Genomic DNA, 20,663 nt, shown 5'->3' with positions numbered 1-20,663 from the left:
TGGGTGGGTTGGCATCAGTCGATGGCCCGCCCGGTTTCGCCCAGCAGGCGACGCAGCTGCTCGACCACGTAATCCTGCTGCGCGTCGGTCATGGCCGGGTACAGCGGCAGACTGATGGCTTGAGCGTAATAGGCTTCGGCCTCGGGAAAGTCGCCCGCTGTGAAGCCCAGGTCGCGGTAATAGGGCTGCAGATGAACCGGAATGTAATGCACATTGACGCCAATCCCAGCCGCGCGCAGCCCTTCGAAGACCTGACGATGCGAGACGCGCAGGGCCTCGGTGTGCAGGCGAACCACATACAAGTGCCACGCCGACTCCGCCTCGGCCTGAATCGTCGGCAGGCTCAACGGCAGGTCGGCCAGCAGCGTTTGATAACGCGCCACCAATGCTCGCCGACGGGCAAGAAAACCGTCCAGCTTGCCGAGCTGCGAAAGCCCGAGCGCCGCCTGCATGTCGGTCATGCGGTAATTGAAACCCAGTTCGACTTGCTGGTAATACCAGGGCCCGTGACTCGACTCATCCATCTGCGCCGGATCACGGGTCATGCCGTGGCTGCGAAGGCGGCGCAAGTGTTCGGCCAGTTCGGGCCGATTGGTCAGCACCATCCCGCCTTCGCCTGTTGTCACGATTTTCACCGGATGAAAGCTGAACACGGTCATGTCGGCGAATGCGCCGCAGCCCACCGGGCGCCCGGCGTAGTGCGCCCCTACGGCATGAGACGCGTCTTCGATCACGGTGAAACGGTAACGCCGGGCCAGTTGGCCAATGGCGCGCAGGTCGCAGCTCTGGCCCGAAAACGCCACGGCGACCAGCACTTTGGGCAGCGTGCCCGCTGACTCGGCGGCGTCAAGCTTGCGCGCCAGGGCCTTGGTGTCCAGGTTCCAGGTGAGCGGGTCAATGTCGACGAAATCCACATCGGCGCCGCAATAGCGCCCGCAGTTGGCCGACGCCAGAAACGTATTCGGGCTGGTCCACAGCCAGTCGCCCGGCCCGAGCCCCGCTGCCAGACAGGCAATGTGCAGCGCCGCCGTGGCGTTGCACACGGCCACACCGAAACCCGCTTCACAGCGCTCGGTCATGGCGGCTTCGAAGCGCTCCAGGGTTGGGCCCTGGGTCAGCCAGTCGGACCTGAGCACCTCGACGACCGCATCGATATCGGCTTGGTCAACGCTCTGCCTGCCGTAGGGGATCATGGCTGGACGTCAGCGTGCAGCTCGCCGATCTGGCGGATCGATAAAAAGTCCGGGTTGGTGTCGGAGCGGTATTCGAACTCGTCGTCGACCGCCTTGCCCTGTGCGCCGGTCGCATCGACGGCGAAGTCGGTGTCGACGTTGTTGAAGCGAATCGACGGCACGATGGTGTAGTGATCGTCGAATTCCAGGGTCATGCGCGCATCGTCCTGCGGCACCATCAGCTCATGGAGTTTTTCTCCGGGACGAATGCCGACGATCTTGTGCGGCAGCTCGGGTGCCATGGCTTCGGCCAGATCGACGATGCGCACCGATGGGATCTTCGGCACGAACACTTCCCCGCCGTGCATGCGCTCGAAGCTCTGCATGACGAAATCCACGCCGTGGTCCAGGGTGATCCAGAAGCGCGTCATGCGTGGATCGGTGATCGGCAACTCAGCCGCGCCGCCCGCCAGCAGCTTGTTGAAGAACGGCACGATGGAGCCCCGGGAGCCGGCGACGTTGCCGTAGCGCACCACGGCAAACCGCGTCTGCTCTTCGCCACCGATGTTGTTGGCGGCGACGAACAGTTTGTCCGACAGCAGTTTGGTGGCGCCGTACAGGTTGATCGGGCTGGCGGCCTTGTCGGTCGACAAGGCAACGACTTTTTTGACGCCGTTGGCGATGGCCGCCGAGATGATGTTTTCCGCACCATTGACGTTGGTGCGGATGAATTCGGTCGGATTGTATTCCGCCGCCGGCACATGCTTGAGCGCGGCCGCATGCACCACGTAGTCGATACCGCGCATGCCCTGCTGCAAGCGGTCGGCGTCGCGCACGTCACCGAGGAAATAGCGCATGCAGGGGGCATTGAACTCCTGCTGCATTTCGTATTGCTTGAGTTCATCACGGGAGAAGACCACCACGCGTCGGGGCTGATAACGCGCCAGCAGGGTGCGGATGAACATGCGACCGAACGAACCGGTCGCGCCTGAGATGAATACTGATTTGCCGTTGAACATGACGGAGTCCTTTGACCTTAAGGCCTTAAGCGAGCAGCTGGGCCCAACTGGAACTGTCGGCCTGCGCGAGGGTGAAGCCCTTGCCGGTCAGTTGCAGATTTTTGTTGTAGGCCAGGTCGTGAGCAAATGCTGCCGACCACTTATCTTGCAGTGCCTGCAGCGTCTGTGGCGCGTCTGGCAGCGAGCCTGAATGCACGAGCTGGACATGAGGCGTCCACACTGTCAGGTAGCCGGCCTGGGCCACTTTCAGGCACAGGTCGACGTCGGCAAACGCGTCGGCGAAATCTTCCGCGTCCATGCCACCAACGTCATCGAACAGCGCTGCGCGGACCATCAGGCACGCGCCGGACACCGCCGAGTAATTCTGGTCCAGCAACAGGCGGCTCATGTAGCCCGCGGCGTCTTTGGCTTCACCGACGAACGCCGATCCCACGCCGCCATTCATGCCAAGGATCAACCCGGCCTGACTGACCGTGCCATTGCGTTCAATCAACTTGGCGCCGACCACGCCTACTTCCGGACGCATCGCCTGATTGAGCAAGGCGTCGATCCAGTTCGGGCTGATGACTTCGCCGTGGGCGCTAAGCAGCGCCAGGTATTCGCCGGTGGCCTGCTCGCGCAGGGTGTTGATCAGTGCGGCCTTGCTCTGCGGCCCCTCGACGGGAATCACCCGCACACGGCCCTTCTGCTGGCGGCTCAGCCATTCGCTCAGCTCTGCCGAGACGCTCCGATCGTCAGCCATCAGCACTTCATAATTTGCATAACGCGTGCGCAGCAAAACGCTGGCGAGGCAACGCTGCAGCACCGGCAGATCATCAGCACCATGAACGATGATCGACACCAGCGGGCGCTGGATGTGGCGATAGTCAATGCGCCAGGTGCCGGGGACTGCCGGGCTGATCTGGGCCTTGAAGCCACGATTGTTCATGTGCCGGGTCAGGGCCAGACGTTGCTGGGCGTTCTCTTCCAGCGGTTGGGCGTCGGTGATCAGCAGCGGCTCATCCAGATGCGCCAGCCAGCCCATGCCGCCCTGCTCGATGATGCGCAGCAGCAAGTCGAATTCGGCGGCCTGGGCGAAGTCGGCGGAATAACCCCCGGCCTCGACCAGCACGTCGCGACGAACCAGCCAGTGACGGGACATCAGCGTCGGATTGCTCAGCAACAAGTCGAGGTTGAAGCCCGGGCGCATGACGTGGGTCAACGCACCACTGGCCTCGCGCTGGATTTCATCGGCGAACACTGCCCGGCATTCAGGTGCAGCCTGCAATTCCAGCGAGGCGCGCAGAAGGCCGCCCGATGTGAACGCATCGCCGGCTTCGGCCAGCATCAGCCAGTTGCAGGTGGACTGGCGGGCGATCAGGTTGACCTTGTCGATCCAGTTGCTCTTGGTGACCTTGACGAAGTGCAGCGTGTTTTGTGCGCTGGTCGCCGCCAGTGGCTCGCCGCTGGTGAAGACCACGATCTTGAACGTCCTGCAGTGGCCTTCGAGCAGGCTGTCTAGGGTGACCTGCAGTTTGTTCATGTCATCGTTCAGGTCCAGCAACAGAATGCCGAACTGCGGGCCGCCGCCGAGGCTGTCAATGCGGCTGAGGATGGCCTGCGCGTCGGCGGGACTTGGCTGACGTGCATCGAGCCACCGCAGCAACTGACCCGACGGCATGTCGGCCAGGGTCAGGCGATGGTCTTCGCGATGAACCGAATTCAGGCGCTGCAACCAGCGCGACATTTGCACGGCCTCTTTGGGATCGCCCTGGCGCGCCATCAGCCCGGCGAGGGGCTCGACGATGTGCGGGTTGAAGATGTTCAGCGCCATCGCTTCCCACATCCGGTTGGCGATGGTTTCGGGGTTGTCATTGCCATGGGCGCGCAGCAGCACCTCGTGCTGAACCCAGGTGCCTTCGAGCTGTTCCATTTGCAGCTTGCCCGCTGGCAGCGCGTGGATCAGAAACTCGATCTCGGTCAGCTCGTCAAAAAATGCCTGGTTATAGAACGGCATTTCAACGAACTGGCGGGGGCCGAACTGCCGGTCCGCGGGTTTGAACACGTCGTTCCAGCGCGACACCACGATGCTGGTCAGACCCAGCGAGCGCTGATCTTCCAGGCAGCCTTGAAGCGCAGCGTAGGCCTTTTTGACCTGCTCAACGCCATCAAGCACATGTTGATCGCCATAGTCGGCGACCAAACCTGCCAGAAAACCGGCGAATTCCTGGCGCTCCAGGACTGCTGACGGATCGCTGTCGCTCAGCTTTTTCAGCATGTGAGTCGGGCGGTCAGAGAGCCGATGGTTGAGTTCACGGACCACGTAGGGAATCGGCAGGATCCGCGCCTTCGCTGCCGAGAGCATGAAGTAAGCGTGGCCGAACTCTTGCAGTTCGCCGCTGATGCCATGCGCCAGTGCGGCAAACCACTGTTGCAGCAGGGCCGTGCGGGTCACCGCGTAGAACGGCGGGATGTAATGGTTCATGAAGCTCAGCACGCGCTCGCCAGCGTTACCGGCGGCGAAGTCCTCCGGGCCCTTTTTGTCGCGCCGGAAGTATTCGACCTTGTCACCGTGGGCCTGATACATCAGGCAATAACCGTGGCACAGGCCGTAGTCCGGGTTGGCGGCGAGAAACGCCACCGACTGGCCCAACGCGTCATGCACGAGGAAATCATCGTCGCCGACGAACGCCATGAACGGCGTGGTCACTTGTGTCACACCATAGGCGATTCTGCTCTGGATGCCGGTCTCGGCGAACTGCGGCACGTGGCGGTAATCAACCTGCGGGAAAAGCGCGGCAATGGTGGCGGCCGATTGCAACGAAGCATCCAGCACCAGCACACGGGCAGACGACGAACTGTAGTACTGCAATGCCCGGCGCAAGGCTGCGGGCCGGTCATGGGTGAGGACCACGAGAGTCAGCTGAGCATCAAGCGGCATGGTGTTTCCCGAAGATTGAAGAGGGTGCATTACGTTTTCCCTGTGATGCGGCCGAGCGTCAAAAAGATGATCAATGGCGTTATCGGGGAGACGAAGCAGGAAGCACGCCAACTCTGAATGCCCGACCCTTCCCGGCTGACACACCGCGAATATCTAGGGACCGGCTTTAGCCGGGAAGGCGTCATGCGTCACGCCGCCAGATCGAGGGTGCACAGGCGGGCCTCTTCCCGGCTGAAGCCGGTCCCACAAGGGATCGCCTGTACTCAGCGGGCCTGGATCTGACCTCGACTGTGGGACCGGCTTTAGCCGGGAAGGCGTCATGCGTCACGCCGCCAGATCGAGGGTGCACAGGCGGGCCTGTTCCCGGCTGAAGCCGGTCCCACTAAAAGCAGCGTGCAGTCAGCGACATTGCGGGAACGCGGGTGTGGGACCGGCTTTAGCCGGGAAGGCGTCATGCGTCACGCCGCCAGATCCAGGGTGGCGTCAGGCCTTATACCGCTTCAATCCGCCAGCCAGCCGTTGACCCAGTGCTGAAGGTTGTCGCCACGCAGTACGTAGTCGCGCATGACCACTTCATTGAGCTCATCGCCCATGCGGTAGCTGGCCTCCGGGTCGGCCAGGTGCATGCGGATTGCTTCCAGCCATTCGGCGGTGCTGTTGGTCATCACGCGGGTGCACGGCAGGTACCCGTCGTACGCCCGGGTGTCGCTGCAGATCACCGGGTACCCACACGCGCCGTATTCCAGCAGGCGCAGGTTGCTCTTGCAGTCGTTGAAGATGTGGTGCTCAAGCGGCGCCAGCGCGAGGTCAAGATTGAGCGACGCCAGTTTCGCCGGATAGGCCATCAGGCCTATCGAGGGATGAAACTCATGCACGTACGGACGCAGCGACTCGGGGCACATGCCGAAGAACACCCAGTCGACCTGATCGGCCAGCTCGCGCACGACCTCGGCGATGATTTCCAGATCGCCGGCATGGCTGGTCCCGCCCCCCCATCCAACCCGCGGTTTTTTCGAAGTCCGGCGCTGACTGCGCAGGCCGGTCCAGAGGTGCGAAGCCAGCATGTTGGGGACCACACGGATGTCCTGATGCATACCGGACAGCGCATCGGCCAGCGTCACGGTCGACACCACCACGCGGTCACACAGGCTGGTACCCAGACGCACCATCGCTTCCATGTTGGACGGCATGCTGCGCAAGTGGCCGTTCTTTTTCGGCACGCTGATCACGTAATCGTCCAGCTCGTAGATGCGTCGGGCGTTGGAATAAGCCTTAAGGCTGGCGACCTGGTCGATGGAATTCTGACTGTAGCGGCACTGCACGATGATCACGTCGGGCGACTGACGCTCCAGCTCGATGATCGACGGCAAGTCGTAGCTCATGCGCCCGGCGATTCGGCCGTCGGCCTCCAGCTCCAGGAACGGCTGCGACACGCGGTAGTGGCCCACCGCCGTGCTGTTGACCGGGATCGCCAGCACATTGGGCAGACGCCTCGAAGAATAAGGATTCCAGCCTTTCTTCAGACCGGGCTCCAGGCTATAGAACGAACCGGTCAGGCGCAGGTTGGGGTTGTACGCCGGGTCGCGGGCAAGGACCGGCAGCCAGCGCGTGTAGAAGGCGTGCTGATCATCGACCTGAGATTGCTTTTCACGCGCCTGCTCCGCCGCCGTCGAGGCGCCGATCGCCAGCACGGCGCGCGCTGCCCACACCACCAGCTGCCCGGACTCACGCACGCGCAGGCAAAAATCCACTTCGCTCAGGCCACCGCTGAACTCGTTGCCGTTCAGGCCGCCGAGCTGCTCGAACAAGGCGCGGCGCACCAGCAGGCAGTGGCCGCCCACTGCGCTCAGATCCTGGGCCGCTTGCAACCGCAGCAGGTGACCGGGCGCGTGCAGCGGCTCGCCGAAAAACGCGGGGCCCGCCGGGCCGTGGTAGCCGAGAATCAGTCCCGCCTGGAGAATGTAGCCCTCCGGCGTGAACAGCTTGGCACCGACCACGCCCACTTCCTGCCGTCGGCCGTGGTTGACCAGTTCACCCAGCCAGGCCGGATCGGTGACCACCGCATAAACGCTGAGCATCAGCAGGTGCTCGCCCCGGGCATGGGCCGCCGCGAAGTTGCGCACGTCGGCGCCCTTGCCCTGCCCTTCGTATTGAAGCACCCGCAGCGTGTCGCCGCCGATCTGCTGCATGTCCGCCAGCCACGACCGCGCCGCGGGGCTCTGGCTGGCACAGTCGACGATCAGCACTTCAAAAGGCTCGTAGGCGGTGTTCGACAGCAGCGACTCAATGCAGCGCTGCAACGCCGCCAACTGGTCCTGATGGACGATGATGATCGACACCAGCGGACGCTTGTCATTCAGGTATTCGACCTGATTGATCCACTGCGCCGCCTGGAGAAGCTGATCACCTTCCTCCTCACGCAGCCGATGCGCGATGCCCATCCGCTGCAAATGCGCGCCGAGCACCGGCCCGTTTTGCGCCATGACCTCTGGCAGCGCGAGCCACGACTGAAACGCGAACTGTGACTCGACGAGGATTTCCGAGACGTGCTGAACCACCACACCGTGGTTTTCAATCAAGCGCCAGATCGCGTCATGGGGCGCAAGTTCGCCGTACCCCGAATCGAAACCGCCAAGCGTGACCAGCGCGTTGATCTGAAACGCCAGAACCCGGCCGACGTAGGGATAACTGCGCAGCAGGTCGAGGTTGAAGTCAGGCCGGAACACCGGTTCTGCCGATTCGCCTTCATGCAGCCCGCCTTCGTCGCCATAAAGGCACAGCACATCCGGCGAATGGGCCGCGCGCTCGGCAAGGATAAGCAGCGCGCAATCGACCAGCCGGTCGCCCGCTCGCAGCAGGTAACACCAATCGCCACGATCAAGCTGAGGCAAAAGATCATTGAGTTGCGCCAGCCAGTCGGGCTGCAGCGGCAGGGTAAACACGCGGCCGTCCAGCACGGGCGCGTCGCAGGCGCTGGACAGCACCAGGGTCAGTTCGGCGGCATACAACTGCGCGTCGAGGCTGGCCAGGGTCAGGGCCACACCGGCAGCGCTGGCATGTTCGTCGAGCACCACGGCAACCATTTTCGGCTGCGATGGCCAGGTCGCGGCATTATCGGCAACGCGCACCCGCTCGGCACCAAACAGGGTGCGATAGCTCAACCATTGCTGGTACAGCTCGGCGAAGCTTTCGCAGTCGGTGCCGACCCGCCAGGGCAACGAAGCCTGGCGGTCGCCCAGCATGCGGCTGAGCGGCAGCTCTTGCCACGCGCGCGGTCGCGCCTGAGCCTCGGTCAACGGCACAAAGCGCACCCAGCCATATTCGGGGGCATTTTCACCGGTCCGCGCCTTGAGCATCTTGCCCAGCCATTGGCGCTCGTCCGGGACCAGGTCCTTGACCCACTGCTGGCGACTCAAGCGCTCCGGGTGCAGGCGTTCGGCGCTGAGCACGTCGTTGAGCATGACCATGTTGCCGCGCTTGAGCAGGCAGACGTAAAGCACAAAATCCACAAGCGCCGTGAAGCCCTCCCCGACTTCCCTGAGCGCCGGCAGAATCACCTGCACGTCGCTGCGGCGCATCAACGAGCTGCTGAACCCGCCAAGAAAATTGGTCGGCGAAATGTCAAAAACCGAGAGCAGGTCGGCGCCGTAGAACACTGAGCTGGATTCGGCAAGCGGGGCATTTTCGATGCGCACCGGCAGCTGGACGTCTTGCGGGTCACAGAAATACCGCTGGGCCAGCACCAGGCTGACGTCGTCATGCTCGACCAGAATGCTCGCCTGACGCGCGACGGCCGCCGGAAACAGCCGGTCGTCATCGCAGAGAAACTTGATGAACTCGCCTTGCGCCTCGTGCAGGCACACCAGCAGGTTGCCGACGAAACCCTGGCGTTTGGGGTTGCGCACGTAACGCAGGGTAACCGGGCTTGAGTCGAGATAATTGTCGACGATGCGCTGGATCTCGTCGGTCTGGCTGTCGTCGCAGACCACCACTTCAAGGGGCCGATAGGTTTGCGCCAAGGCGTCCTGAAGGGCTCGCTGAAAGAAGCGGGGGTGGTAGGCAGGAATGACGAGACTGACGAGGGGAGCTGAATTCACGGGCGGGACTCACGAGCGGTGCGGCGCCTCAAGGAGAGGATCGGCATAACCGCTGACAATACGGTTGACGCTCAACGGTGGCGACGCCTGTCGATCAGACGCCGCCCGCCGATGGGCCGATTACAACTTGCTGAACAGGTTCAGCGCGGACAACTGGGTGAACACCAGCTGCGAGGCTTGCAGCATGGTTTTCTGCAGCGTCAGACGAGCGATGGCGTCCACCGGGTCGGACGCCGTGATGGTGCCGGCTTCGGTGGTACCGTTATCGATCATGTTCTGGTTGGTCACGCCCTGATCGGTCGCGGTCTTGGCCCGCGCACCGCCTTCACTGGTGACATTGATGATCTGCTCGGCCGCACTTTTCAGGTTACCGATGGTGGACGTCATGGTCGCCTGCAGTTTCTGCTGGGCAACCGGATCGCCGTCGACCTTGCCGCTGAGCGCCGTGATGACCTTTGACAGGGTATTCAGCACGTTCTGGCTTTGCTGGGTCGACGACTGCGCAGTGAACTGGTCACCCGCTGCCACCGCCGGTGGCGAGCCGCTGAAGGTAAACGTGACGCCAGAGGCAGTCGCCGTGTTGCCGCTCAGCGTGCCGGTGGACACCGGTTTGCTGGTCGCCGCGTCATAGGGCGCAGCGTACAGATTGAAGGTGGTGGCGTCGGTGAAACGCACGACAGCACCGCCCGACGGGAAGGTTTTGTCGAACGCGGCCTGGTCGGTTACCACCGAGCTGGTGATCACGTCGGTGGAGGTGTTGGCCGGCAGCCGCGAGGTGCTCACGCTGCTGGGTGAGACGCCCAGCTGGAACGTGTGGTCTTTCACCGCCGCGTCCGCTGCAGTGCTGTTGGTGTACTGATCCTTGGTCAAGTTGATGTTCAGGTTCAGTTCCAGGCCACGGAAGGTGATGGCCTGGTTCGCCGAACTGGTGGACGCGAACGTGCCCCCGGCTGTCGCCTCACCGGTGACATCCTGATTGTTCTTGTCGAGGATCGTGTACGCCGTGCTGCTGGTGAAGGAGATCTTGTACGGCTGGCCGGCGGTGAAACTGGTGTCGTAGGTGGCGCTATTGCTCACGCTGCCGCCCGATAACGAGATCACGCCGTCATCAGCACCCGCGACCAGGGTCGTCGAGGTGCGAGTGGTGTTGATCGCCTGTTCGAACGCATCCCAGCCGGTGGTATTGCTGGCCATGGAAATGCCGCTGCCAACTGTCAGCAGGTTACGTGTCTGATCGCCTTGATAGCTGTAGGTGCCGTCGGAGCTGACGGCATATGGCGCGGTGGTGCCTTTGGACCCGGAGAACAGATAGGTGCCGTCGGCGTCCTGACTGTTCATCAGGCCGAGGATCTGGCCTTGCAGCTCCTTGAGCTCGGCAGCGTTGGCCTGACGGTCTTTGTCAGTGAACGAGGTGTTCGCCGCGCCGAGTACCAGCTCCTGCGCCCGTTGAATGGCCGAAGTGATGGACGTCAAGGCCGTCTCTGTCTGCACCACGCCAGTGTTGATCGTGTCGATGTTGGACTTGTATTGATTGAGCATCGCGCCCTGCTGCTGCAACTGCAGCACACGGCCAGCGCCGACCGGGTCATCGCCGGCGGTGTTGAGCTTGACCTGGCTGGCCACTTCGTCGCCGGTCTTGGTGACGTTGGCGTAACTGCGCGAGTAGTTCGAGGCGCTGGTTTCGTAAAACTGGGTCGTTGAGATACGCATGGATTACGATTCCTTAAAGGCTGTTGATCAGCGTGCTGAAGATGGCTTGAGCCGCTTTGATGATCTGCGACGAAGCAGTGTAGTACTGCTGATACTTGACGAGGTTGGCGGCTTCCTCGTCCAGCGATACACCGGAAACGCTGTCGCGCGCGCTCTTCGCCTGGGTGAGGACGGCGGTGGTGGCCGTCGAATCATTCTTGCCCTGTGCCGCCTTGCTGCCGACCGTGGTGATCATGTTGGCATTGGCGCCGCTCAGGCTCATGCCGGTGCCGTTGCCGGCGGCGGTGTCGAGGGTCTGTTTGGTCTGCAGGGTACCCACCGAGGCCGCGTTGCGGTTGTCCAGGGACCCGGCGCCGGTCATGGCAATGCTGTAGGTGTCGCCACTTGTGGCCGAGCCGGCGAGGGTCATGCCGAACTTGAACGACTGAGCAGTACCCGACGAGTCGGTGTAACCCACTTCCAGACTGATGTCGTTGGACTGGCCTTGAACAATTGAACCCTTAATCGCATTACCGGATTTGTCTTTGACCTCCGCGCCCTGTGCATCGACCAGCGTATAGGCCTGAGCCCCATTGGTCACATCGCCCATGAGCAGACGCATCGGCGTCGAGGAGGTAAGCGCGTTTCGCAGATCGGCCGTCGCAGTCGGGTTGTAGATGTCGGCCTGGGTCGACAACACGGGTTGAGTGAACGTCCCCGAGCCTTTACTCACCAGGGAGCTGCCGGTCAGCGGACTGGCCGAGGCGATGTCCTTCGGGTCGGTCATCACGACCTTGATGCCGTCGGCACCGGTCTTGGTCGGGCTGATCTTGAAGCTGTCACCGTCGGTTGAGGTGCCATTGAACTTCAGCGAGAAACCGTCGATGACCGGCGCGGTAGCGTCGCTGGTGTTGTAGGAGCCCATGTCCTTGCCGTCCGGCAGCCGCTTGACGCTGTACTGGCCGGTGCCGTTGGTGAAGGTCACTTGGTAGTCGTTGGTCTGCAGCGCGCCGCTGTTGGCAATGGACACGGCGAAGTTGCCCGAAGACTGATCGTTGGTCGTGTTGGCAAGGCTGCGCTGGCTGGTGAGGCTCGGATCGTTGACGCTGGCGAACAGGTTGCTGCCGAAGTCACCGTTGGCGTCCACGCCCTGGTTGAGCTGGCTGTTGATCTGATCGGAAGCGACCACGGCCAGACGACCCAACTCGCTGGCGGCCGGCTGCAGCACGTCGCTGCGATAACGCAGCAGCCCGCCCAGCGTTCCGCCGGTGACCACACTGGAGACGTCGACAACGTTGTTTTGATACTTCAGCTTCAGCGCATACACGCTGGGGTCGCTGTCACTGGGCGCTGCGCTCAAGGTGTTGGAGGTGGTGCCGGTGACCAGCGGCTGGCCGGTGCCGATATAAACGTCATAGCTGCCATTGGTTTCAACGACCTTGGCGCCCACCAGTTCATTCAACTGGCGTACCGCTTCGGTACGCGAATCGAGCAGCGTGTTGGGCTGACCGCCGGATGACTGAGCCTCGGTGATCTGCTTGTTGAGAGTAGCAATGGACGCCGCCAGTGCGTTCACCTGACCTGCTGCCGTGGTCAGCTGGGTATTGATGCTGGCGTTCTGGTCCTTCATCTGCGACGAGATGGTGTTGAACTGACCGGCCAACGCCCCTGCACTGGTCAGAAACGTCGTGCGGGCAGCCGTGTCGGTAGGCTGTTTGGCCAGAGCGCTCAGGTCAGTGAAGAACTTAGCCAGCACGGTGCTCACACCGGTGGAGCTGTCCGACAGAATCGAATCCAGCTTGCTCGCCTGGCTGAGGTATGCGGTGGCGTCGGCGTTGAGCGATGTGCTGGTCTGCAATTGGTTATCGAGGTAGCCGTTGTAGATGCGGCGCACGTCGGACAGCGTCGTACCGGTACCGACGAAGCCGACACCGATATTCTGCTGCGCACCGGCGGCGGTCAGCACTTGCTGACGCGAGTAGCCTTGCGTGTCGACGTTGGCCGTGTTGTTGCCGATCGTCGTCATTGCTGCGCTGCTGGCGGTCAGTCCCGAAAGCCCGATTGAGATCAGTGACATGGTTCAAACCTTATAAAGTCGTGGAAGAGCCCGAGGCGGATGCGTAGGTCTGGTAACTCTTCATCTGTTTCGCTATCTGAGAAATCTTGCTGGCATAGGACGGGTCAGTGGCGTACCCGGCCTTCTGCAGCTCTTTCACAAACTGTTCCGGGCTATCGGCAGATTTCAGGGTTTCTTTATAGCGGCTGTTGTTCTGCAGGAAGCTCACCAAGTCGTGGAAGCTGCTCGCATAAGAGTCGTAGGCACGGAAGTCAGCCGTTTCCTTGACCATCTGGCCGTCACGGAACTCGCTGGTGATGGCACGTGCTTCGGGACCTTTCCAGCCGCCCTGGGCCTTGATGCCGAACAGGTTGTAACTGCTGCCGCCATCAGACTGACGCATGATCGATTTGCCCCAGCCGGTTTCCAGCGCAGCCTGGGCGACCAGCACGCTTGGATCAACGCCGATGCGGGCAGCGGCGTCCTTGGCCAACGGCATCATCGTGGCGACGAAGTCGTCCTTATTGGCAAACGCGCTCTTGCCCGGTGCCAGCGGCGTCTGCACGCGGCTGCGCACGTAGGCATTGGCATCGGCGGCGTATTGCGGGCCGACGGTCCAATCGCCATTGCCCTGCTGACCGGCGCTTTTTGCGGCCGCCACGGCGTTGGAAACAGCGATGCGGTTTTTCAGCGTGGTGGCGCTTGCGGCTGCGTTTTCCGCGCCCGCTGCATTTGGCACGATCCCGGCCATGATGCGGTCGCTGAGCTTGCTCGGCAGCGACAGGCGACGGGAATTGAGCGCGGCGACGTCGTTGTGCGGCGTGCCGTCGGTGGCGGCGGGCGCGGCGACTGCACGGCTGGCCCACAGCGGACGCTGGGCGATGCGCGTGGCCAGGCCGGCCTGGACCGGTGCGTCAGTTTTAGCGTCGGTCTTCGCATCGGCTTTGCCACCGGCAACAAGCCCGGTGCTGGCTGGCGCGACTTCCGTGCTCTTGTTCTTGGACAGCTGACGCATGAGCACGTCTTGCAGCCCAATACCGCCGCCTTCGCGGGACATGCTCACCGACAGTTGCTGGTCGTACATGTCCTGATACTGCCGCGTCGCCGCGGTGTTCATCGGGTTGTCCTTGGCCAGCACTTCGTTGGCCGAACGCATGGCCTTGAGCATCTGGCTGACGAACAGCGATTCGAATTCCTGCGCGACTTTCTTGAGGTTGCCCTCGCTGTCGCGATCACCGGTTTTCATGGCCGTTAGACGGTTGAGGTCGGTATACGCCCCCGAATCGCCAGATGAAACGCCGCCGCTTGGAATGCTCATGAGTCTGCCTCTTAAATCACAATCAGGTCGGCTTGCAACGCGCCAGCCTGTTTCAGTGCTTCGAGAATCGCCATCAAGTCGCCTGGCGCTGCACCCACCTGGTTAACCGCACGGACGATTTCGTCCAGCGTCGTGCCCGGGCCGAACTTGAACATTGGGTGCATTTCCTGCTGGGCATTGATCTTCGAACGCGGGACCACAGCGGTCTGGCCGTTGGAGAACGCGCCCGGCTGGCTGACGATCGGGTCTTCGGTGATGGTCACGGTCAGGCTGCCGTGGGTGACGGCTGCCGGCGAAACCTTGACGTTCTGGCCGATGACGATGGTGCCGGTCCGCGAGTTGATGATGACTTTGGCCGAGGTCTGGCCCGGATCGATTTCCAGGTTTTCCAGCACCGACAGGTAATCAACACGCTGGTTGGGGTCCAGCGGCGCAGTGACACGAACCGAACCGCCGTCCAGCGCTTGAGCGACGCCAGGGCCGAGCATGTCGTTGATCTTGTCGACGATGCGCTTGGCCGTGGTGAAGTCATTGCGGTTGAGGTTCAGGGTCAGCGAGTTGCCCTGGTTGAAACCGCTCGGCACGGCGCGTTCGACCGATGCGCCACCCGGGATGCGCCCGGAAGACGGAACGTTGACGGTGATCTTCGAGCCGTCGCGGCCTTCGGCGTCAAAACCGCCGACCACCAGGTTGCCCTGGGCCACGGCGTAGACGTTGCCGTCGATACCCTTCATCGGGGTCATCAGCAGCGCGCCGCCGCGCAGGCTTTTAGAGTTACCGATGGACGACACGGTGATGTCGATCTGCTGACCCGGCTTGGCGAACGGCGGCAGGTCGGCGTACACGGCCACGGCCGCGACGTTTTTCAGCTGCACGGTGCCGGAACCCGCCGGCACCTTGATGCCGAACTGCGACAGCATGTTGTTGAAGGTCTGCAGGGTGAACGGTGTCTGGGTGGTCTGGTCACCCGTGCCGTTGAGCCCCACCACCAGACCGTAACCGATCAGCTGGTTGGTCCGTACGCCGGAAATGCTGGCGATGTCCTTCAGGCGCTCGGCGTGGGCGCCCAGTGCGGTGGTGAACAGCAGCGCTGCCGCTATCAGTTGCTTGAACGTGATCATGGCTATCCCGCTATCAGAAAGGGAACAACGGGCTGAGGAAGAATCGGTCGAACCAGCCTGGCTGACTGGAATCGGCAAACGCGCCTGTACCGGAATAAGTGATGCGCGCGTCGGCGATGCGAGTCGACGACACGGTGTTGTCGGTGGCGATGTCATCGGCACGAATCAGGCCGGCGATGCGCACCAGTTCGTCACCGGTGTTCAACGTCATCCACTTCTCGCCGCGCACCAGCAGAATCCCGTTGGGCATCACGTCGGCGACGGTCACGGTGATCGAACCGGTCAGGCTGTTGCTCTGGGCTGCCTTGCCGTCGCCCTTGGTGGCGCGGTCACCGGTGTAGCCGGCGTCCAGGCTGAGGTTGCCGCCGCCCACCGGGTTGTTGGTGCTGACGCCTGCGCCGAACAACGAGGTCAGGCCAAGGCTGGTTTTACTGGTCTTGCTGATCCCCGAACTGGCAGCCTTGCTGGCGGCCATTTTTTCGGAGAGCGTGATGGTGATGATGTCGCCAACACGGTAGGCCTTGCGGTCGCCGTACATGTTCTGCTCGAAACCGGCCTGGTAGATCGAACCGTTGCTGGCCGCTGAAGGCAGCGGCGTGCGTGGCAACACCGGCGCGTAGTAAGGGTCATTGGGTTTGGCCGCAGGCGCAACGCAGCCGGTCAGCAGCGCGATACCGCACAACGGTGCTGCCAACAGGGAAAGCCGCAATACAGAGAGCCGTTTCATGACACTTAAAACCTCGCGGTGTAGCAGGCGTTTTTCAGGCGCCCCTTCGAATTGATCAGGTGTTTCGCAACAGGACATCAGGTACTTCAAGACAGGCTTACAGGTTCTGCGTCACGTACTGCAGCATCGAGTCAGCGGTCGAGATGACTTTGGAGTTCATCTCGTAAGCGCGCTGGGTGGTGATCATGTTCACCAGCTCTTCAACGGTGCTGACGTTGGAGTTTTCCAGGGTGTTCTGCTTGACCACGCCCAGACCGTTGAGGCCCGGCGTACCCACCTGCGGTGCGCCACTGGAAGCGGTTTCCAGGTACAGGTTGCCGCCCTGGGATTGCAGGCCGGCCGGGTTGATGAAGTCGGCGGTCTGCACGTTGCCGATGACTTGCGGCGTCGCGGCGTTGCCCGAAGTGGTCACCGACACGGTGCCGTCTTCGCCGACGGTGAAGGTTTGCGAATCCTGTGGAACAACGATCGCAGGCTCCAGCGCGTAGCCATTGGAGGTCACGATCTGGCCATTGCTGTCCAGGTGGAACGTGCCGTCACGGGTGTACGCCAGGGTGCCGTCGGGCTGACGGATCTGGAAGAAACCGCGACCGTTGACCGCCATGTCCAGCGGCTGGTTGGTGGTCTGCAGGCTACCGGCGGTGAAGTTCTTCTGGGTGCCGACGATGCGCACACCGGTACCCAGTTGCAGGCCGGATGGCAGCTCGCTGTCCTGGGTGGATTGAGCCCCTGGCTGGCGCTTGATCTGGTAAAGCAGGTCCTGGAATTCGGCCCGGTCGCTTTTGAAACCGGTGGTCGAAACGTTGGCCAGGTTGTTGGAAATGGTCGTCAGGTTGGTGTCCTGGGCGGCCAGACCGGTTTTAGCAACATAGAGTGCCGGAAGCATCGTTGAATCTCCTCGAGCGCCTGTTTATCGGCGCAAGCTGTCAGTCATTAGCCCATTTGCAAGACGCGAGCCATCGACTCGTCATCCTGCTCGGCGGTCTTCATCATCTTGATGTGCAGTTCGAATTGGCGGGACAGCGCCAGCACCGAGGTCATCTCGTCGACGGCGTTGACGTTGCTCGACTGCAGGAATCCGGATTCCACCTGCACGGTGGCATCGGCCTGGGCCGGCTTGCCGCTTTTGGTGTGCATCAGACCGTCAGGGCCTTTTTCCATCGTCGACTGGTCGCCTTTGACCAGCTTGATGCGGTCGATCTGCGCCATGACCTGAGGGCTCTCCCCCAGCGAGCGAACGCTGATGGTGCCGTCGGCGCCGATCTCGATCTGCTGCTGCGGCGGCACGGCAATCGGCCCGCTGTTGCCCATGACCGGCAAACCGTTGCCATCGCGCAACACGCCGAGGGCATCGATGTTCATGCTGGAAGTGCGGGTGTAGGCTTCGCCGCCGTCGGCTGTCTGCACGGCCATCCAGCCATCGCCTTTGACGGCAACGTCCAGATCACGGCCCGTGTCGACCATCGAACCCTGGCTGAAGTCGGTCCCGGGACGTTCGCTCATGGCGTACGCGCGGGACGGGTTGACCTCACCAAACACCGGCATCGAGCGCGCCTGCTCGAGGTCGCGTTGAAACCCGTTGGTCGAAACGTTCGCCAGGTTGTTGGCATGGGCTTTCTGTGCGATGGCGTTTTCCGACGCTCCGCTCATGGCCACGTATAGCAACTTGTCCACAGTCTTCCTCCTCCGACAGACGCTTGCCGCCTGTAGCTGTACTGAAGAGGTCATAGCAATAATCGAACCAGTTTTTCAGCGGCGTTACAAAGCGTTGATTCTTCAATGATTCCGGGAGGAACTGGCGAGCGTTGGAGTGGCGTTGATCGTCGGGCGACAACGGACTGCCGGTTTCCGGAAGATCGGTTGGAACGAACGCCAAAAAACTCTCCATGGGGTGCGGAACTTGCAACGTTTTATGGATCGGCTCTATCGGTTACGGAAATCTGTCATGCGTCTGCGCTCCGCCCTGCTCCTCACACTGTCCCTTTGCTCGCTTCCCGTATGGGCGGCACCGGCGCCCTATTTCCTCTGGCAAGGCGCCCACCGCACAGTCTGCGCGCAGACCAGCCCCGGCGAAGGCTGGAGGCGGATCAGCGCGGCCTATGTGAAGTCGGATTGTTCGATATAGAAGGGCCAGTGCTTCAGACGGAAAGAAGCCTGTCGGGTTGCCGAGGTTCGCCCATTTCGCAGGGCCCTGCGCATTCGCCAGCAAGCTGACTCCCCCACGTTCTGTGCATGACCCTGAAATCCCGTCCAACGCAGACCCGCTGCAGGAACGTGGCTTGTCCCGCGATCTGGCGCGCAGCGGCAGTAAACCCGATGAATGCGATGTGTCAGCAAGCGTGGCGTTGCGAGGTTTAACGACTGCTCCGCAGCCGATCGCGGGACAAGCCACGCTCCTACGGGTTTTGCCTATGCCCGCGCTTTTGCGTTCGGCACAAACTGATCGGCACCCCGCGACGTCCTGAGCGGACACAGACCCACCGGATCTGTGCATGACCCTAAAATCCCGGGTAACGCCGATCCACTGTAGGAGCGTGGCTTGTCCCGCGATCTGGCGCGCAGCGGCAGTAAACCCGATGAATGCGGTGTGCCAGCAAGCATGACGTTGCGAGGTTTAACGACTCGCAGCCGATTGCGGGACAAGCCACGCGTCTGCGAACTGCATTTTGCCTGTGGCGAATCAATCGTCTGACTCGCCGCCTCCCCGCCAAAGCCGCTCCCACATTGGCGTTCAGGCTAATCCCGCATCAGGTCGCGCGGATCAAAGTCTGCATCAACTCCGCCTCCGTCGACAGGGTTTTGGAGTTCGCCTGATAGGCCGTCTGCGCCTGGATCAGCTCCACCAGTTCATTGGTCAACGTCACATTCGAGCCCTCAAGCGAATGCCCGACGACGCTGCCCAGGGTGCCGACACCCGGCGCTTCATAATTGGCGGCGCCGGAGGCCAGGGTCTCGACCCAGCGCGTGTCGCTCACCGGCTGCAGCCCTTGATTGTTGGCGAAGCTGGCGAGCATGACCTGGCCGACGTTGCGATGTTCGCCATTGCTGAAGCCGATCATCAGCATGCCGCTTTTATCGATCTTCAGCTGGGTGGCCTGCCCTGCCGCGTGCCCGTCAATGACGATGTTGCTGCTGCCCGTGGCGGCGTTGTGCTGGCTGATCTTGTTGAAGTCCATGACAATCCCGTCGGGATTTCCCACCGCGCCGTTCGCCACCCAACGCCCGCCCGGCTTGTTGCCGTCCAGCGGTTTTGCCGGCACCCAGCCACTGAGGGTCAGGGCGTTGTTGGCGGCGGTCAGCCACTGGCTGCCAGTCAGCGACTGCAGCGAGCCGCCGGAGTCAAACAGCATGCTCGCCGTCGACGGCGCCGTACTGCTCGGATCCTGCGGGTTACGCCCGTCAATCAGCGTATGCATCTTCCAACTGTTGCTGCCGTCCTTGACAAAATACTGAGTCATCTCGTGGCGCATGCCGAGGCTGTCGAACACGCCATAGGTGGACGCCTTGGTGTAGGTGGTGGTGTCCGCAGGATTGAACGCCGGCACCGGTCGCGGCATGACTGCGTCGGCCGGATCAAGCAACGGCGCGCCGCCGTCGAGCAGCGGCAGCGTGATGGGCACCGGGCCGGGTGCCGGGCTGGCGGTCCAACTGCCGTTGATGTTGATCGCAGGGCGCCATTGCTGCAGGGCCAACTCTGTGTCGGAGATCATCTTCACCGCCGCCGTCGAGCCCGTGACGGACAGCCTGCCGGCTGCGGACACTTGCAGGCCGACCTCCAGAGGCGCGGTACTGGTCGGGTCCAGCGGATTGACACCGTCGATGAGCAGGTAGGACGTCCAGTTGTTGTCATCCGTCTTCACGAAGTACTGCTTGAGCTCATGATCCTGTGGCGGAGTGCCGGCGTCCTGAATCAGCCGACCGGTCACCCGGGTGTACGTCGTCGGGTCGCCGGGATCGAACCGTGGAATCGCACCGAGTGGAGCCGATGCCGCATTCAGGTTGAGGGTCTGCTCCATCTTGCCGGTGGCCTTGGGGGACATGCCGGCGGCGTCAATCTTCAGATCCGTACGAACGCCGCTGATCACCTTTCCGTCCTCCGTCACCCCATAACCCTGCAAGCGGCTGCCATGGGAGTCGACGACGAAATTCTGCGCATCCTTGATAAAGGCCCCGGCCCTGCCGTAGCTGATGGAACCGCCGTCGCTCATGACAAAAAAACCGCTGCCCTGAATACGCATGTCCAGTGCCCGCCCCTCACTGGTAATGACCCCACCTGGCGCGAAGTTCTGCGAAACGTTGGCCACTTCCACACCGTCGCCCGAGGCCGTCCGGCTGCCGCCGAGCATGGAGGAGGAATAGACCGCCGAGAATTCGGCGCGAGAGGATTTGAAACCGGAGGTGTGGACGTTCGCTATGTTGTTGCCGGCCACTTCCATGCGCTTGTGCGCCGCGTGTAAACCTGAAACCGCTGTATTGAATGACATGAACACTCCCTGAGTCGTCGTTCAACGACACGCTCGTCAATGCATCGAGATTTCGCGGGC

At 62.3% G+C, this 20,663-nt stretch carries 12 protein-coding genes; all 12 read right to left on the bottom strand.

The window, feature by feature from the left end:
• Positions 1 to 14: 14 nt before the first annotated feature.
• Positions 15 to 1,193, bottom strand: a complete 1,179-nt coding sequence (pseC, locus tag VF672_RS00165) for a UDP-4-amino-4,6-dideoxy-N-acetyl-beta-L-altrosamine transaminase (protein ID WP_331100108.1) — start codon at positions 1,191 to 1,193, stop codon at positions 15 to 17.
• Positions 1,190 to 2,191 (bottom strand): UDP-N-acetylglucosamine 4,6-dehydratase (inverting), encoded by a 1,002-nt coding sequence (pseB, locus tag VF672_RS00160; RefSeq protein ID WP_331100106.1) that lies wholly within the window; start codon positions 2,189 to 2,191, stop codon positions 1,190 to 1,192. The genes pseC and pseB overlap by 4 nt, the downstream gene beginning before the upstream one ends.
• A 25-nt stretch (positions 2,192 to 2,216) precedes the next feature.
• A complete protein-coding gene (locus VF672_RS00155) occupies positions 2,217 to 5,141 on the bottom strand; it encodes a TIGR00180 family glycosyltransferase (protein WP_414705545.1) in 2,925 nt (974 codons plus the stop codon).
• 470 nt (positions 5,142 to 5,611) lie between these two features.
• A complete protein-coding gene (locus VF672_RS00150) occupies positions 5,612 to 9,208 on the bottom strand; it encodes a glycosyltransferase (protein WP_331100102.1) in 3,597 nt (1,198 codons plus the stop codon).
• Positions 9,209 to 9,328: 120 nt separating this feature from the next.
• Positions 9,329 to 10,918: a flagellar hook-associated protein 3 gene (locus VF672_RS00145; RefSeq protein WP_331100100.1), complete on the bottom strand. Its 1,590-nt coding sequence runs from the start codon at positions 10,916 to 10,918 to the stop codon at positions 9,329 to 9,331.
• A gap of 13 nt (positions 10,919 to 10,931) precedes the next feature.
• A complete protein-coding gene (gene flgK / locus VF672_RS00140; RefSeq protein ID WP_331100098.1) occupies positions 10,932 to 12,974 on the bottom strand; it encodes a flagellar hook-associated protein FlgK in 2,043 nt (680 codons plus the stop codon).
• A gap of 10 nt (positions 12,975 to 12,984) precedes the next feature.
• Positions 12,985 to 14,271 (bottom strand): flagellar assembly peptidoglycan hydrolase FlgJ, encoded by a 1,287-nt coding sequence (flgJ, locus tag VF672_RS00135; protein WP_331100096.1) that lies wholly within the window; start codon positions 14,269 to 14,271, stop codon positions 12,985 to 12,987.
• Positions 14,272 to 14,282: 11 nt separating this feature from the next.
• Positions 14,283 to 15,392 (bottom strand): flagellar basal body P-ring protein FlgI, encoded by a 1,110-nt coding sequence (locus VF672_RS00130; RefSeq protein ID WP_074893047.1) that lies wholly within the window; start codon positions 15,390 to 15,392, stop codon positions 14,283 to 14,285.
• Between the two features lie 13 nt (positions 15,393 to 15,405).
• Positions 15,406 to 16,119 (bottom strand): flagellar basal body L-ring protein FlgH, encoded by a 714-nt coding sequence (gene flgH, locus VF672_RS00125; RefSeq protein WP_331100091.1) that lies wholly within the window; start codon positions 16,117 to 16,119, stop codon positions 15,406 to 15,408.
• A gap of 97 nt (positions 16,120 to 16,216) precedes the next feature.
• Complete coding sequence (gene flgG / locus VF672_RS00120; protein ID WP_331100089.1) at positions 16,217 to 17,005, bottom strand: flagellar basal-body rod protein FlgG; 789 nt, start codon at positions 17,003 to 17,005, stop codon at positions 16,217 to 16,219.
• Between the two features lie 47 nt (positions 17,006 to 17,052).
• Entirely contained in the window at positions 17,053 to 17,793 is a 741-nt protein-coding gene (locus tag VF672_RS00115) for a flagellar basal body rod protein FlgF (RefSeq protein WP_331100086.1), read from the bottom strand.
• Between the two features lie 1,073 nt (positions 17,794 to 18,866).
• Complete coding sequence (locus VF672_RS00105; RefSeq protein WP_331100084.1) at positions 18,867 to 20,603, bottom strand: flagellar hook protein FlgE; 1,737 nt, start codon at positions 20,601 to 20,603, stop codon at positions 18,867 to 18,869.
• Positions 20,604 to 20,663: the final 60 nt, after the last annotated feature.

The organism is Pseudomonas sp. (assembly GCF_036387035.1).
Lineage (GTDB): Bacteria > Pseudomonadota > Gammaproteobacteria > Pseudomonadales > Pseudomonadaceae > Aquipseudomonas.
Note: the sequence above shows the minus strand (reverse complement) of the source record. Positions and strands in the feature narration are given on the sequence as shown.